A 15,762-nucleotide genomic window follows, 5' to 3' on the forward strand; every position below is an offset into this window, starting at 1 on the left:
TCAGTAGTCGTCGAACGTCGCGTCGCCGGTTCGAAGCGCGGTCAGGACGTCGACGAGGTCCGCGAGGTCGACCCGGGCCTGGGCCGTGGAGTCGCGCTCGCGGATCGTCGCGGTGCCTTGCGGGTCGCCGTCGAGGGTGACACAGAACGGCGTGCCGACCTCGTCCTGCCGGCGGTAGCGCCGGCCGATGGAGCCGGAGTCGTCGTAGGTGACCGACAGGCCCGCGTCTCGCAGGTCCTGTGCCACCTCGCGTGCGCGCTCGGGCAAGCCGTCCTGGTCCGTCAGCGGGAAGACGCCGACGAACGTCGGGGCGACCTCGGGTTCGAGCGCGAGGTAGTTCCGGTGCTCGCCCTCGACCTCGTCCTCGCTGAAGGCGTGGTGGACGACGGTGTACAGCGCGCGGTCGACGCCGAACGACGGCTCGACGACGTGCGGTGTGATGTGCTCGCCGGACTCGGTCACCTCGTCGACGCTGAAGTTCACGTGCTCGGTCGGGATGTCGTAGCTCTCGCCGTCGACCTCGACCGTCACCGAATCACCGTCGAAGGCCGTGCGGTCCCGGTCGGCGAGCGTCTGGAGCGCCTCGGCGATGCCGGCGGCCGCGCCACCGAACTCCGGACCGAGGTAGCTCATGTCCGGGTCGACCGTCGCGCGCTCGACCGTCTGCGGCTCGTCGTACTGCGTGAACAGCGTGAAGTCGTCGTCGGAGTGATCTGCGTGCTTCGAGAGGTCGTAGTCGCTGCGGTAGGCGAAGCCCGCGAGCTCGATCCAGTCGCCGTCGACCTCGGCCTCGGCGTCCCAGCAGTCCGCCGCGTAGTGCGCCAGCTCGCCCGGGAGGTGCTGGCGGAACCTGAACCGCTCCATGTCGACGCCGACGCGGTCGTACCACTCCTTGGCGATACCGAGGTAGTACGCGACCCACTCGTCGCCGATGACGCCCTCGTCGACCGCCTCGCCGATGGTCCACTCGGCCGCCGCGGCGTCCGGGTCGTCCTGCATCTCCGCCGAGTACAGCGGCGCGGTCACGTCGCGCACCGCATCGAGGTCCGGCTCGTCCTCCTCGGGGTCGACGAACAGCTCGAGCTCGGCCTGCGTGAACTCGCGCACCCGGAGCAGCGACCTCCGGGGCGAGATCTCGTTGCGGTACGCGCGACCGATCTGCGTGACGCCGAAGGGGAGCTGGTTGCGGGCGTACTCCTTCAGCTGCGGGAACTCCACGAAGATGCCCTGTGCCGTCTCCGGCCGGAGGTAGCCCGGCTGCGAGGAGCCGGGGCCGATGTTCGTCTCGAACATCAGGTTGAACGCCGTCACGGTCCGGCCCGCGAGGCCGGCACCACAGCTCGGGCAGACGAGCTCGAACTCCGCGATGAGCTCCTCGACCTCGGGGATGGGGTAGCTCTCGGCCTCCTCGATGTCGGTGTTGTCCTCGATGATGTGGTCCGCACGGTGGCTCTCGCCGCAGTCGGGGCACTCGACGAGCATGTCGTCGAAGCCGTCGAGGTGGCCCGACGCCTCGAACACCGACTCGGGGGCGATGGTCGGCGCGTCGACCTCCAGGTTGCCCTCCTGGATGGTGAAGCGGTCGCGCCAGGTGTCCTCGATGTTGCGCTTGAGCGCCGCGCCCTGCGGGCCGAACGTGTAGAAGCCCGAGACACCGCCGTACGCGCCGCTGGCCTGGAAGAAGTAGCCCCGGCGCTTCGCGAGCTCGACGACGTCCGCCGTCTCAGTCATACAGCGCCTCCAGCAGGTCGATGTCCCGGACGATGCCGACGAGGGGCTCGCCGGACACCATCGGGATCTGCTCGATGTCGTGTCGGATCATCAGCTGGGCCGCCTCGACGACCGTCTTCTTCGCGGAGACCGTGATGAGGTCCTCGGTCATGAACTCGGAGACCGCCGTCGCGGGGACCTCGACGTTCCGGGTCGGCAGGTAGCGGCCGCCGACGGCCTTGATTCCCTCCCAGGCCCACTCGTCGTCCTGGCTCGCGATGGAGTCACCGGTGTCCTCCTCGCCCTCGACGATGCGGGCGACCTCGACGATGTCGACCACGGTGACCATGCCCGCGGGGTCGGCCTCGTCGTCGAGCACGACGGCGTAGGGGACGTTCGCGTAGTAGAGCTCGCGCTCGACGACGGGCAGCGGCGTGCCGCTGTAGGTCGTGTTCACGTCCCGGGTCGCCACGTCGCCGACGACCGCGTCCGTCTCGACCTTCTCGCGTGCGATGGCGCGGATGACGTCGGTGATGGTGACGATGCCTTCGAGCTCGCCGTCGACGACCGGGACGCGGCGCGCGCCCTCCTCGACCATGACGCGCGCGACCTCGGTGAGGTCCGTGTCCTGCGTCGTCGTCGGCACCTCCTCGTCCATCAGCAGCGCCAGCTGGTCCTCGTCGGGACGCTCGATGAGCAGGGCGCGCGAGACGAGACCGCGGTACGCCTCGACGCCGTCCGTCTCTTTGACCACCGGGACAGATGAGAAGCCGTACTCCTGGAGATACTCGAGCACGTCGTCGCGGGTGCCCGGCAGCTCGACGGTGACCAACTCTGAGCGGGGCGTCATCGCGTCGGCAACTTTCATACCCGCCGGATACGTGCAAAAGCCGCTTAAAGGCCCTGTTTCTTCGGTGGGGCGTCACACGGCCCCAGAGCATGTCATGAACTCACATGAAGTCGGCGATGCCGGTCTGGCGGTTCGTGTCGTCCTCGAACACCGACGAGAGCGCCTTCTCCAGCTTCTCCAGCCGCTGGACCGTGTAGGGACGACAGCCGAACTCCTCGGCCACTATCAGCGCCGTCTGCATGTACTTGTTCACCGACCCCTGGTGGACGGTCAGGTTCACCCGGCCGCCGCACTCCCGGCAGTCGCCGGTCAGCGGCATCCGGCGGTACTTCTCCCCGCAGTCCAGACAGCGCGTCTCCTGTCTGGAGAACGCCCGCAGGTTGCCGATGAGGTCCGGCAGGAAGTGGTACTCGATGATGCGCTCCGCCACGTCGGTCTCGTCGACCGCCCGGAGCTTCCGCGAGAGGTGCAACTGGGCGTCCATCTTGTCCTGCATCGACCCCAGCGTCTTGTACGCCGACAGCGCCGGCCCCATGTGGATGTCCGTGGTGTCGTGCGTGTGCGCGAAGTCGGTGTACTCGCGCTCCGTTCCCAGCGTCGCCTCGGCGATCTTCATGATGTCCTCGACCTCCTCGGGGTCCGCCATCTCCCGGGCCGCCTCGTAGAACTCCGTCGGGTACTCCCACATGATGTCCATGTTGTGCGCCTCGTCGTCGATCTCCGAGGGGTCGATGCGGCTGGACATCACGAGCGGCGCGTCCATCTTCCCGCCCCGCTGGTCCGGGAGGAACGCCTTCGAGAAGTTGAGCAGGCCGTCGAGCAGGAGCATGACGCAGTCCTCGTCGCCGTCGCAGTTCCGGCGCTTCGCCGCGTGGAAGTACGGGTGCGCGTACCCGACCGCAGCACTCGTAAAGCCCACCACACGCCCGACCGTCGCGGCGGAGGTGTGGGGAGCCATCCCGAAGACGAGTTCGCCGACGAGCTCCTCGCGGTCGTCCATCTCGTAGAACGGTTCGAGGCCGTAGTAGGATTCGAGGAGGTCGTCGACGAAGTCGGCGGTCTTGAGCATGTGCTCGGCCGCGCCGTCGGAGAGGACCACGTCCTGCACCTTCAGCTCGACGAGCTGGTCGTCGTGGCGGAGCTCGTCGCCGTGGACGTCGGTCTCGTAGCCCAGCGCGCGGAGCTGGTCGGCGGTCACGTCGAGCTCGGTCGCCCGGACGGCGGTGACCGGCAGGTCGGTCATGTCGTAGCGGACGGTGCCGTCCTTGAACGCGGTGACGCCGTGTTTCGCGCGGAGGACGCCCTTGGCCATGGGTTCGGGCGTCTTGTTCGTCGAGGAGAGCCCCTTGACGCCTTTGAGTATCTCGAAGGAGTTCTCGCGCTCGCCGACCTCGTCCATGGCGCTCCAGTACTGCTCCTTGAGGTCGATCTCGTGGAACTCGACGCTGGTGCCGTCGACCTCGCAGTGGTCGCAGTGGACGCGGCCCGCGTCGTCCGGTTCGAGCTCCTGCTCGCAGTCGGGGCAGAAGTAGTACGGCTCGGTGCGCTCCCCGCAGTCGGGACAGCGCGTCTCGAACGTCTGCTCGCCGCAGCCGGTGCACTCGCGGGTGCCGACCTGCGCCTCGATGCGGCCCGGGGTCGAGCGCATGTCGGGGGCGTGCTTCGCCCCTTCGGCGACGGAGCGCTGGCTGCCGCCGGCCTCGCCGACGGGGAACAGGGTGTGGACCGCGGGCGAGAGGTCGCGGGACTCGGACTTCTCGGGGCGGCCCATCCGGTTCCCGATGCGGGTCGGGGCGCGCTCGCGGACGGTGAACGGCGCGACCTCGTTGACGGCCTCGATGGCGTTGGTGCCGGGCGGCCGGTCGTCGTCGTGGTCGGTCGGCTCGGCGTCCTTCCCGGCGTCGACCGTGTCGTCGCTGGTTCCCCAGGTCAGCGCGCGCTCGGAGAGGTCGTCGAGGGTCCAGGTGCGTTCGAGGTCGCCGTCGATGCCGAGGCACCTGAGGAAGGGGACGTAGTCACGGATCAGCAGCTCGTCGTCGGTCTGGTGGTGGGGTTTGAGCAGCGTCTCGACCGTCTCGCGTACCTCGCCACGCCGGGGGACGTGCAGGGTGCCGTCCTCGACGTAGCCGTCGGCGACGGCCGCTGCGAGCTCGTCGAAGGCGGCGACGGAGACGTCGTGCCAGACGTAGGTGTACGCGGGGTGCAGCGGTGCGTCGTACTCGGTGGCCCACTCGATGGCCTCCTCGGCGGTCGGGTCGTCGAGGTCGACGTGCGGGGAGTCACGGAGAGCCTGGACGTCCGCGCCGGCGTCGTCGAACTCGCCGCGCCACCACTCGACGGTGTAGGAGGCGGGGGCGAGGGGGTGGTTGTTCTCGACGAACTCGCCGTAGTTGACGAGGTACTCGCCGAGGTCGAGGATGCGCTCGACGCCGTTGCATATCTCGAGGGCCTCCTCGGGGTCGTCGACGCGGCGTACGTCGCCGTTGGCGAGCCGGACCGTCGGCCCCTCGATGGAGTCGACGGGGACGACGCCGGCGGCCTTGCCGGGGCGTTCGGTCTTGATCTGGGTGCCCGTCGCGAGGAAGTCGTCGACGAGGTGCATCGTGGCGGGGTGGACGCCGGCGGTCGCGAAGCCGTGGTTGCGCGCCCGGCCGTAGCGCAGCCGGAAGCCGCCCGACTCGCAGGGGTGGCTGAAGACGGGGCGGCCGGCGATGAGGTCGCGCAGGAACTTCTGGCTCTTCTCCACGCGGGGCGGCCCGGTCGGGCCGTCGTCCGCCTCGCTCGGGTCGTCGCCGGCGTTGGCTTCGTCGTCGCCGTCTCCCTCGTCCTCGGATTCGTCGTCGCCCTCGGCGGCCGCGTCGTCGTAGTACGTACCGTCGATGAGGTCCTGCAGCCACGGCCAGTCGACCTCGTCGAGGTTCTTCGTGTAGCGCTGGATCTTCGGGGCCTTCAGCGCGATACCCTCCGCGAGGACGAGGCACATCCCGCCGCGGGCGGAGTTGGTGTCGACGCGTTCGAGGTCGCGGAAGCCCGACACCTCCTCGTCGCCGGTCGCCTCGCCGTCGAGCATGATGGGCATGTTCTTCGCGATGAACTTCGTTTCCTTGTCCTTCGGCGAGTACTGGAGCCCCGTCTCCTTGTCGTACAGCGCGACCTCCTCGGCGTAGCGCTCGATCTCGTCGCCGCGGGCTTTGAACTGGTCGATGTCGAGCAGCGCACGGGCGTAGTCCGCGACCAGGACGGAGAGCGCCTGTGCGGTCCCACCCGCGGAGCGGATGGGCCCGGCGTAGTAGACGTTGATGAACTCGGTGCCGTCGTCGTTCTTCAGCAGCTCGACGCGGTCGATACCCTCGATGGGGGCCGCGACGACACCCTCGGTCAGCAGGGCGACGGCGGTCCGGACCGCGCCCTCGACCTTCCCCTCGCGTGAGTCGTAGTCGCCGACGGTCCCCTCGACGAAGTCCTCGACGAGTTCGAGCGCGGCCTCCTCGCGGGACATCTCGCCCTCGAGTTCGCGCACCCGCTCGGCGACGCCGTCGATGCCGAGGATGTTCTCGACGCGGTCGGCCATGTCCCGGGCGGTCGGAATCTCGACCTCGGGTTCGGGGTCGCCTCCCGTCGCCTTGGCGCGCTGTGCGAGGTCGAACGCCTCGTCGAGCCGCGATTCGATCCGTTCGAAGTACCGCTCGTCTGCCTCCCGCATCTATAACCAGAGGTCCAGGTCGGTGGTCTCGTCGTGCTCGCGGACGAGGGGTTCCTCGAACGCACGGACGTACAGCTCGCCGGCCCAGACCGTCGCGGCGTCCAGGTGGCCGGCGAGCGCGCCGCCGCTGGGTCGCGAGAGCACGGCGTGGGTGTGCGCGAACGGTTCGCCGTCGAGGTCCGCGATGTTACCGACGCAGGCGGCGACCTCCAGCGGTTCGTCGAAGGTAACGGCGTCGTACTCGCAGGTCTCCTGGTCGTAGAACCACACCTCGGCGTCCTGGACCGCGCCGAGCCCGGTGAACCAGGCGGCCTCGATCCCCTCGTCGGCGGCCAGCTCCTCGAGCTGTGCGCGCCAGTCCCCGCCGGTCTCCAGCCGACAGCAGAACTCCTGTTCGGTGGTGACCTCCCGGTAGTGCATATCCCCGTGAAGGTGGGTCGACGGCAAAAAGGTAGTGTCATCACCCGCGACCGGAGCCAGGGCTGGTCGGCGTGGCGTCGCGAGAGAAGTCGGCCGGCGTTATCGCCAGGCTGGAAGGTCCGGTGCGTCCTCCGCCTGCATGGAGAGCCAGGCTCCATCCTCTGTGATGTCTGCGATGACGTACTCCTGGGCGGAGCCTTCACCATCGACAGACGCTACGACGTCGCGCTCGTCGGGGAACTCCGACGAGCCTGACTCGGATGCTGCCATATGAGTCTCTCTCTCATGGCCACTCATAAACGCGTCGAATCGACATTTCAGTTTACTGTTTCACGCACGCAGGGCACGCGATAAAGTATGTTCGATAGCGGGCCGACCGTGGGCTGGCTTGACAGGTCATGCAACACCATGCCGTATTTTAATGCACCCCTACCAGCAACATTGCCACGTTACTCGTTGACATGATTTCGCAGAAAAACCAGGTGACTACGGAGACCCGGTTTAAATGTTAGGGTATGTAAAACAGCCACAGACCATAACGGTAATTTTAACCATATCGTCCCAAAAGGGGTGCGTGGGATGACAGACAATACCAGCATTGACCGCCGTCGCTTCCTGAAGGCGACCGGTGGCACAGCTTCTGCAGTCGCAGTCGCGGGATGTCTCGGTGGTAACGGTGACGGTGGGGATACCGATACCCCCGAAGACACCGAGACCGAACCACAGGAGACCGCGACCGAGCAGACCACCCGAGAGACGGGCGAGGACCGAGAGCTCCTCGACAAGACGTTCCAGCTCATCAACGCGACGATGAGCACCCTCGACCCGGTGGCCGCGACGGACACCGCGTCCGGGACCGTTATTCAGAACGTCTTCGACGCGCTGATGAACTATCCGAACGGCGAGATCGAGGTCGAGCCGCTCATCGCCGCCGACTACGAGGTCTCCGACGACTTCACGACGTACACGTTCAACATCAAGGAGGACGTCCAGTTCCACAACGGTGACGAGGTCACCGCACAGGACTTCGTCTACTCCTTCGAGCGCCTCGCGGGCTCGTCCAACAGCCGCCGTCGGTACTTCACGACGTCCTACGCGATGGGCATCGAGCAGACGACCGACGACGAGGGCAACTACGAGTGGGGCTCGCTCGGTGCGACGGCAGTCGACGACAAGACCCTCGAGCTCAGCCTGGAGCAGCCGTTCGCGTCCACGCTGGAGATGCTCGCCTACACCTCGTTCTCCGCCGTGCCGGAAGGCATCGTCGGCGACCACGGGGACTACGACGGCGAGATGGCCTACGATGACTTCGCACGCAACAACCCGATCGGCGCGGGTCCGTTCGTGTTCGAGAGCTGGGAGACCAACACCTCCTGTGACATCGTCCGCAACGAGGACTACCACGGCCCGGTCCCGCACGTCGCCGGCGTCCACTGGCAGGTCATCACGGACCCCGACGCTGCGTACAACTACGGGCAGAACAAGAACTCCGACCTGGTCTCGATGCCGACGTCGCAGTACGACCCGAGCCTGATCTCCATCGAGCAGACGGACTCCAAGGGTCGCGAGATCGGTACCTACGGTCCGATGCGGAACGGCGAGACGGTCCAGTACCTCAAGTACTCGACCATCAACTCGTTCTACATCGGCCTGAACGCCAAGAACGTCGAGGCCCCCGCCCGGAAGGCGATGGCCTACGCGATGGACCAGCACGAGGGTGTCGACGAGGTCTTCAAGGGCCGCGGCACGCCCGCGTACCACCTCACCCCGCCGGGCATCTACCCCGGCCAGGGTCCGGCGTACGACACGCACGCAGAGGAGAACTACCCGTACGGCTACGGTGAGACGCTCCTCGGCGAGGCCCGTCAGGTGATGGAGGACGCCGGCTACGGTCCGAACAACCAGTACGAGGTCACGCTGACCACCTACGAGTCCGACACCTGGCAGGGGCTGGGCACCATCCTTCGCGACAAGCTCGCGAACGCCCACGTCAACCTCCAGCTGGAGGAGGCGCCGTTCTCGACGCTGCTCAACCGCGGCCGCAACGGCAACCTCGCCGCCTACTCGCTCGGGTGGATCATGGACTGGCCCGCGCCGGACAACTTCCTCGGGCAGGTCGTGCCGGAGCTCACGAACACCGACCAGGAAGGCGGTGCACAGGGCTTCTACCTGGACTGGGACGACTCCGACACCGACGCGCCGCAGCGCGCGTCCGACGCCTGGGACCGCATCAGCAACAACCCGGCCCCGACCGAGGAGGCCCAGCAGATCCGCAACGAGGCCTACGTCGAGATGGAGGAGGCGATGTGGGACGACATGATCCTGCTGCCCGCCTACCACCGTGCCGACGAGCGCATGGCCTACAACTGGGTGGACATGCCGCGCGTGGGTGCCGGTGGCGGCAGCCGCCAGAAGCACAACAACGTCTACCTGAACGACCGCAGCTAAATCGGGTTTCGGTCCCGTATCGGATTTTTCATTTTTCGGGCGCGTAGCCCCTGGTACGTCCCGAAATACGGCCGCTGAGGAACGCAAGACATAACCATGGGTGCGAAATATACTCCCAGTAGAACAATGGTGATGGAAGTGGCTCACCGGAGGGACATACCATGAGTCGCTGGGGGTACTTCGCCCGCAGACTCCTCCTGGCAGTCCCTGTGGTGCTGTTCGGCGTGACAATCACGTTCGCAATCATTCGACTGGGCCCCCTCGACCCGGTCGCGGCCATCCTCGGTCCGAACACCCCGCCGTCGCAGTACGCGCGGGTCGAAGCGCAGCTCGGGTTGAACCGGCCGCTATGGGAACAGTACATCGAATACATGGTCGGCCTGTTGACGTTCGACCTCGGGAACTCCTACGTCATCCAGGACAACACCAAGGCGATGACGCTCATCGTCGGCCACGCACCGCGTACGCTCTGGCTGGGCTTCTGGTCGGTGCTGATCCCGCTGTTCATCGGTATCCCGCTCGGCTTCTACGCCGGGCTCAACCCGAACACGATGGGTGACTACTTCGCCTCCTTCGGCGGTATCATCTGGAGAGCGATGCCGAACTTCTGGCTCGGCGTCATCCTCTACTCGGTGCTGAGCCAGTCCGTCACCTACTCCGAGATGCTGACCTTCGGCGTGGTCCAGTTCCAGTGGGACGCCTGGATCGTCACCAACAACATCGGGACGCCGCCGCCGCTGAACTTCTACGACCCGAACGGCACCGAGCTGTTCACCATCGGCGGCACCACCATCTCCCTGTTCAGCTTCGACTGGGAGGTCTTCGTCCGCGCGGTGAAGATGGTCCTCCCGCCGGCCATCGTCCTCGGGTCCGCTTCCATGGGTAACGAGATGCGTCTGGGACGGACGGCCGTGCTCGAGACCATCAACTCGAAGTACGTCGAGACCGCCCGCGCGAAGGGCCTGTCCCGACAGAAGATCGTCTGGAAGCACGTGTTCCGCAACGCGCTGATTCCGCTGGTGCCGATCATCCTGAACGAGGCGTTCCTGCTCATCGGCGGCTCCGTCATCATGGAGCAGATCTTCGCCATCAACGGGATCGGCTACCTGTTCTTCCAGGCAGCCCTTCAGGGCGACATGCCGCTGGTCGGCTCGCTGATGTACATCTTCATCCTCATCATCGTCTTCATGAACATCTTCCAGGACTTCCTCTATACGATCATCGACCCGCGAGTGGGGTACGAATAACATGAGTCAGGTACGTGAAAACAGGACGTTCTTCGGTCGAATCGCGGCGAACCCGACACCGGCACTCGTCTGGCTCGGCGGCGCGTTGCTCCTCCTCGCAGTGGAGTTCAGCGCCTTCGTCGACGCGCTGATCCTGTTCGGCGAGCAGATCAACCCGCTCGTCAACGGCAGCAAGGACATCGGTGGCTGGTACGTCAACACGATGTACGACACGCTCGGCGTCGCCGGCGGGACCGTGATGTCCGCCCTGGGAGCACTCGTCGTGCTCGCGGTGTTCGCCGTCTTCGTCAAGGCGGCGTTCATCCCGTTCAACATCGTCGAGACGCTCGGCCTCGAGGACCTGCCGATCTCGACGGACTTCCTCGAACGTGCCATCGTCGGGGCCTTCCTCGCGGTGCTGTGGCTCGTCCTGCTGTACGAGCCGCTCGCGTTCCTGCCCGCACTCCCGCTCATCGGCGAACCGACGCTCGCACAGCTGATACACGGCTTCGCACAGACGAGTGCGAAGGCCGCCGACTGGATCGTCGCCAACATCCCGACGCTGCTCTCCCGGGACCTGATGCCGAACCAGGGCTTCCTACCGCCGGAGGGCGCCGCCTCCGAGTACCCTGCTGGCAGTGAGATTCTCGGTGCGCGCATCGCAATCGGCCCGTTCCACGGGACGTTCCTCGGGCTCTCGCCCGCCGTCGCGTGGGCCATCCGCGTGGTCGCGATCTACCTGTACGCCTTCATCTGGCTCGCCTGGGTCTGGCAGGGCTACAAGACGTTCCGACGGCACTACCGCTTCGCCGACTGGACGCCGCGAGACGACATGGTCGACCGGCTGCGCACCCACCGCTGGGGCCAGTTCGGCTTCGTGATGGTGTTCCTGTTCCTCGTGATGGCGATGTTCGCCCCCGCGCTGGGACCGACCACCACCGCACAGAACATCTACAACCCGTACGGACACGAGTTCCAGCACGTCGAGGACGGCGAGGTGGAGACGATCACCCACGGGACCGCGAACCTCAACTCCGCCTCCCAGGGAACGCCCGACAGCAACGTCGGGGTGATGAGCTACGACGACTACGGGCGGTTCCACCCCATCGGGACGCTGTCTGAACGCGCCAACGGCAAGGACCTGTTCACGTTCATGGCCGACGGCGCACGTGTGTCGCTGTTCATCGGCTTGCTGTCCATCGCGCTGGGCGGATTCATCGCGACCGCGCTCGCGATGGTGACGGCGTACTACAAGGGGCTCGCGGACCTCATCGTCGTCGTCACCAGTGACTCGGTCCAGGCACTGCCGGGGCTGTTGATCTACATCCTGCTCTCGGTCGTGTTCTCGAGTCACCCCATCTCGAACATCTACAGCGGTGGGTTCCTGTTGGCGCTCATCTTCGCGGCCACCGGCTGGCCGGCGCTGTGGCGCGCCATCCGTGGACCCGCGTTCCAGGTGTCCGAGGAGGAGTGGATCGACGCAGCCAAGTCCTACGGTCAGCGACCGTCGGCCACGATGCGCAAGCACATGCTCCCCTACGTGGCGGGCTACCTGCTCATCTACGGGTCGCTCACCATCGGGGGAATCATCATCAGCGTCGCCGCACTGTCGTTCCTCGGCCTCGGTGTGCAGGCACCGACGCCGGAGTGGGGGCGTGCGGTCAACATCGGTCGGCCGTACGTCACCACCGTCTCGTGGCACATCGCCACGATTCCGGGCCTGATGGTCGTCTTCGTCGTCACCGGCTTCAACGCGCTGGGTGACGGCATCCGCGACGCCATCGACCCGCAGTCCGAGGGCAGCGGTGCTGGTGAGACCGCCGCCGCAGGGGGTGGTGGGTGATGTCGATGCAGACCCACGAGGAGGAGCCCATCCTCCGTATCAAGAACCTCCAGACCTCCTTCTTCACGGACAAGGAGGTCATCCGCGCGGTCGACGGCATCAGCTTCGACATCGGCCAGGCAGAGACGGTCGGTATCGTCGGCGAGTCCGGATCGGGTAAGTCGGTGACGGCGCGCTCGATCATGGGTCTCGTCGAGAGCCCCGGACGGACGCTCCGCGGGAGCTCCATCCAGTTCCGGGACGCGGAGACCGTCGAGCGCTTCGCGAACACGTACACGGGGAAGACGGTCGACATCGGGAAGCTCGAGGAGCAGGCCGACCTCGCGAACGTGGTCCAGGACGCGATGGACCAGCACGGCGCACAGCCGCACGAGCTCACCGACCACGAGAAGTACGCCGACCTCCCTCCGGAGCAGGTGAACGCGCGCCAGATGGTCGCCGACGGCGCTGTCGGCTGGGACGACGTCATCGCCGCCGGCTACGCCGACGAGCTCAACCTCATCGACAGCGACGACTTCATCTTCGTCGAGGAGGGGCGGACCTCCGGTGACGGCGTCCGCGTCGACCGCGGCTACCTCGACGTCACACGTGCGAGCGAGCGCGAGCTCCGACGGCTGCGCGGCGGGAACATCGCGATGGTGTTCCAGGACCCGCTCTCCTCGCTGAACCCGGTGTACACGGTCGGGAACCAGATCGAGGAGGCGTTGAGCCTCCACCAGGGACTCCAGGGCCAGGCGGCGACCCAGGAGGCGGTCAACCTGCTCGAGGCGGTCGGGATCCCCGACGCCCGGCGTCGGGTCCGCGAGTACCCCCACCAGTTCTCCGGTGGGATGCGCCAGCGTGCGGTCATCGCGATGGCGCTCGCGTGCGAACCCGAGCTGCTCATCTGCGACGAGCCGACGACGGCGCTCGACGTGACCATCCAGGCGCAGATCCTGGAGCTGCTGGAGGAGATCCAGGAGGACCGCGGCCTGTCCATCATGTTCATCACGCACGACATGGGTGTCATCGCCGACATCTCCGACCGCGTGAACGTGATGTACGCCGGCGAGATCGTCGAGACCGCCGACGCGGAGTCGCTGTTCGACCGGCCGAAGCACCCCTACACGCAGGGGCTGCTCTCCTCCATCCCCGGCCGACAGGAGGGCGACCGGCTCGTCACCATCGAGGGTGACGTCCCGACGCCGAACGAGGAGGCGACGTACTGCCGCTTCGCGCCGCGCTGTCCCGAGGCGTTCGACGAGTGTCAGTCGGTACACCCCGAATCCGTCTCCGTCGGGCAGAGCGACACCACCCACACGGCGTCGTGTCTGCTCTACCCCGAGGACGTCCCGCAGGCCGAGGCGCTGGAGATCCACAGAGCGAAAGGCGGTAACGGAGGTGGACCTGAATGAGCAAGCAAGCGATGTCCGAGTCGCAGTCGACAGTCCAGTCAGAGCCGATGATCCAGGTGCGGAACCTGAAGACGTACTACCCGGGTGGCGGGCTCATCGCCGACGAACCCGTCAAGGCGGTCGACGGCGTGAGCTTCGACATCAAGAAGGGCGAGACGCTCGGCCTCGTCGGCGAGTCGGGCTGTGGCAAGTCGACGCTCGGGCGCACGCTCGTCCAGCTCGAGGACGCCACGGCCGGCACGAGTCGTTTCCAGAAGCCGGACGTCGTCGAGCAGATGGCGAACACCTACGGGCGTCGTACCGTCGACCTCCGCGAGGTGTACGCCGACAACGACACGGTCGAGCTGGTGACGAAGCTGTTCGCCGACGGCGTCCAGCCGAAGGCCGTCGCCCCGGACCGCGGCTGGGAGGACGTCAGCCCGGACGAGATCGACGCTGCGGACTTCGTCCAGCAGACCGGCATGGACGTCTCGGACGTCATCGACCAGGGCTTCGGCCCGAAGCTCGGGCTGTTCGGCGAGAAGGACTTCGTCTTCGTCGAGGAGGGCCGCATCGAGAACGGCGTCTACGAGGTCGACCGCGGCTACATCGACGTGACCGCCGCGCCGGCCCGCGCACTGAAACGGCTCCGCGGTCGGCAGCTGGGAATCGTCTTCCAGGACCCCGAATCGAGCCTGAACGACCGGATGACCGTCGGCGAGATCATCCGCGAGCCGCTCGACGTCCACAGCTGGGGGACGCCCCGGGAGCGCCGCGAGCGCGTCCGCGAACTGCTCGAGACCGTCGGACTGCGTCCGGAGCACTACTACCGCTACCCGCACCAGTTCTCCGGTGGGCAGCGCCAGCGCGTGGGCATCGCCCGCTCGCTCGCGCTCGAGCCGGACTTCCTGGTGCTCGACGAGCCGGTGTCGGCGCTGGACGTCTCCGTGCAGGCGAAGATCCTGAACCTGCTGGAGGACCTCCAGGAGGAGTTCGGGCTGACGTACCTGTTCATCGCGCACGACCTGAGCGTCGTCCGGCACATCTGCGACCGGGTCGCAGTGATGTACCTCGGCAACCTGATGGAGATCGGCCCGACGGACGGGCTGTTCGAGAACCCCGGGAACCCGTACACGCACTCGCTGCTGTCGGCGATTCCGGAGCCGGACCCGTCCGCCTCCAAGGACCGAATCACCCTGCGCGGGACGCCGCCGAGCCCGCGCGACCCGCCGACCGGCTGTCCGTTCAGCACGCGCTGTCCGGTGAAGATCCGACCCGACGAGTACCAGCACGTCGACGACGACGTCTGGCAGCGTGTCGAGGTGTTCCGGGAGGTCATCCGCGAGCGGACCCGTGCGGACCGATCGCTCACGGACCACGCCCGCGAGCTGCTCGGTCGGTCGACGCGCTTCTCCGACGTGACGGATATCACCGACGAGCTGTTCGGCGACGTCGACCTGCCGACGGAGGTCGCAGAGCACGTCCGCGAGGCCGCGGGCTTCGTCGAGAAGGGCCACGACAACAAGGCCCGGAACTACCTGTTCGACCAGTTCGGTAGCATCTGTGACACCGACCGGCCGAAGCACTACCAGGTCAGCGAAGATGGCCGAACGAGCTTCTGCCACCGACACGTCGACCGGTACGAGGACCCCGCACCGGAGTTCGAGAAGCTCAAGCGGAACCGATGAGCGACCGGCCCCCGGAGGTGGTCGGAGCGATCCGACTCGGTCGGAAGACGCTGGACGCCCTGGCGTACGCGGTCCTGCTGGCCGCCGCAGTCGCGGGCACGTCGGCGTTCTTCGAGCTCTCGGGGGAGGGAACGCTGTTCCGGACGAAGTACGTGCTGTTCTGGGTCGGGTTCGCGCTGCTCGCGTACGCGTCGTTCCAGCTGCGGCCGGACTCGCCGTCGAAGCTGGAGTCGAAGGGTGAGTTCGTCACCAGCGGCGACGACCGACAGAAGAGGGCGTCCGGGTCGGTCGGCGCACGGTCGCTGACCCGACTCGAACGCCTCGCTGCCTGGCTCCCGCCGATGCGGTGGGTCCGGGTGAACCCGGACGACCGGTTCTCGACGCACACGAAGCAGTTCCTGGCGGCGGTGCTGATGCTCGGGCTCTCGATGGCGATGGAGTTCCTCTTCGGCGTCGCCGCTCCCGGGACGGCCTGACGCTTCCGGCTGTCTGAGCCGGTCA

At 66.9% G+C, this 15,762-nt stretch carries 11 protein-coding genes; 6 read left to right on the plus strand and 5 right to left on the minus strand.

Going from position 1 to position 15,762, the window contains the following annotated elements; genetic code table 11:
• The 5 genes from glyS to NOW55_RS16175 all read right to left on the minus strand — a co-directional run bounded on the left by glyS (position 1) and on the right by NOW55_RS16175 (position 6,953).
• Positions 1-1,731, minus strand: coding sequence for a glycine--tRNA ligase (glyS, locus tag NOW55_RS16155; protein ID WP_256401141.1), 1,731 nt, complete (start codon positions 1,729-1,731; stop codon positions 1-3).
• Complete coding sequence (locus NOW55_RS16160; RefSeq protein WP_256401142.1) at positions 1,724-2,578, minus strand: CBS domain-containing protein; 855 nt, start codon at positions 2,576-2,578, stop codon at positions 1,724-1,726. Before NOW55_RS16160 ends, glyS begins: the two co-directional genes overlap by 8 nt.
• An 82-nt stretch (positions 2,579-2,660) precedes the next feature.
• Complete coding sequence (locus tag NOW55_RS16165; protein ID WP_256401143.1) at positions 2,661-6,263, minus strand: DNA polymerase II large subunit; 3,603 nt, start codon at positions 6,261-6,263, stop codon at positions 2,661-2,663.
• The gene (locus NOW55_RS16170) at positions 6,264-6,683 is read right to left on the minus strand and encodes a PPC domain-containing DNA-binding protein (protein WP_256401144.1); all 420 of its coding nucleotides are present in this window, start codon (positions 6,681-6,683) and stop codon (positions 6,264-6,266) included.
• A gap of 99 nt (positions 6,684-6,782) precedes the next feature.
• Entirely contained in the window at positions 6,783-6,953 is a 171-nt protein-coding gene (locus tag NOW55_RS16175; RefSeq protein WP_256401145.1) for a DUF7556 family protein, read from the minus strand.
• A 309-nt stretch (positions 6,954-7,262) separates the two neighbouring features.
• On the opposite strand from NOW55_RS16175, the gene NOW55_RS16180 reads away from it, so the two are divergent.
• The 6 genes from NOW55_RS16180 to NOW55_RS16205 all read left to right on the plus strand — a co-directional run bounded on the left by NOW55_RS16180 (position 7,263) and on the right by NOW55_RS16205 (position 15,737).
• A complete protein-coding gene (locus NOW55_RS16180; RefSeq protein WP_256401146.1) occupies positions 7,263-9,131 on the plus strand; it encodes an ABC transporter substrate-binding protein in 1,869 nt (622 codons plus the stop codon).
• A gap of 161 nt (positions 9,132-9,292) precedes the next feature.
• Positions 9,293-10,378, plus strand: a complete 1,086-nt coding sequence (locus NOW55_RS16185; protein WP_256401147.1) for an ABC transporter permease — start codon at positions 9,293-9,295, stop codon at positions 10,376-10,378.
• 1 nt (position 10,379) lies between these two features.
• The gene (locus tag NOW55_RS16190; RefSeq protein WP_256401148.1) at positions 10,380-12,200 is read left to right on the plus strand and encodes an ABC transporter permease; all 1,821 of its coding nucleotides are present in this window, start codon (positions 10,380-10,382) and stop codon (positions 12,198-12,200) included.
• A complete protein-coding gene (locus NOW55_RS16195) occupies positions 12,200-13,594 on the plus strand; it encodes an ABC transporter ATP-binding protein (protein WP_256401149.1) in 1,395 nt (464 codons plus the stop codon). Before NOW55_RS16190 ends, NOW55_RS16195 begins: the two co-directional genes overlap by 1 nt.
• On the plus strand, positions 13,591-15,261 hold the full coding sequence (locus NOW55_RS16200) for an ABC transporter ATP-binding protein (protein ID WP_256401150.1): 1,671 nt from the start codon (positions 13,591-13,593) through the stop codon (positions 15,259-15,261). The genes NOW55_RS16195 and NOW55_RS16200 overlap by 4 nt, the downstream gene beginning before the upstream one ends.
• Positions 15,258-15,737 (plus strand): DUF7555 family protein, encoded by a 480-nt coding sequence (locus tag NOW55_RS16205; protein WP_256401151.1) that lies wholly within the window; start codon positions 15,258-15,260, stop codon positions 15,735-15,737. The genes NOW55_RS16200 and NOW55_RS16205 overlap by 4 nt, the downstream gene beginning before the upstream one ends.
• Positions 15,738-15,762: the final 25 nt, after the last annotated feature.

The sequence above is a fragment of the Haloarchaeobius litoreus genome (assembly GCF_024495425.1).
GTDB classification, from domain to species: domain Archaea; phylum Halobacteriota; class Halobacteria; order Halobacteriales; family Natrialbaceae; genus Haloarchaeobius; species Haloarchaeobius litoreus.

Excerpts from the sequence above, each read along its gene's own strand:
- glyS (WP_256401141.1), bottom strand. The coding sequence starts at position 1,731 with ATGACTGAGACGGCGGACGTCGTCGAGCTCGCGAAGCGCCGGGGCTAC.
- NOW55_RS16160 (WP_256401142.1), bottom strand. The coding sequence starts at position 2,578 with ATGAAAGTTGCCGACGCGATGACGCCCCGCTCAGAGTTGGTCACCGTC.
- NOW55_RS16165 (WP_256401143.1), bottom strand. The coding sequence starts at position 6,263 with ATGCGGGAGGCAGACGAGCGGTACTTCGAACGGATCGAATCGCGGCTC.
- NOW55_RS16170 (WP_256401144.1), bottom strand. The coding sequence starts at position 6,683 with ATGCACTACCGGGAGGTCACCACCGAACAGGAGTTCTGCTGTCGGCTG.
- NOW55_RS16175 (WP_256401145.1), bottom strand. The coding sequence starts at position 6,953 with ATGGCAGCATCCGAGTCAGGCTCGTCGGAGTTCCCCGACGAGCGCGAC.
- NOW55_RS16180 (WP_256401146.1), top strand. The coding sequence starts at position 7,263 with ATGACAGACAATACCAGCATTGACCGCCGTCGCTTCCTGAAGGCGACC.
- NOW55_RS16185 (WP_256401147.1), top strand. The coding sequence starts at position 9,293 with ATGAGTCGCTGGGGGTACTTCGCCCGCAGACTCCTCCTGGCAGTCCCT.
- NOW55_RS16190 (WP_256401148.1), top strand. The coding sequence starts at position 10,380 with ATGAGTCAGGTACGTGAAAACAGGACGTTCTTCGGTCGAATCGCGGCG.
- NOW55_RS16195 (WP_256401149.1), top strand. The coding sequence starts at position 12,200 with ATGTCGATGCAGACCCACGAGGAGGAGCCCATCCTCCGTATCAAGAAC.
- NOW55_RS16200 (WP_256401150.1), top strand. The coding sequence starts at position 13,591 with ATGAGCAAGCAAGCGATGTCCGAGTCGCAGTCGACAGTCCAGTCAGAG.
- NOW55_RS16205 (WP_256401151.1), top strand. The coding sequence starts at position 15,258 with ATGAGCGACCGGCCCCCGGAGGTGGTCGGAGCGATCCGACTCGGTCGG.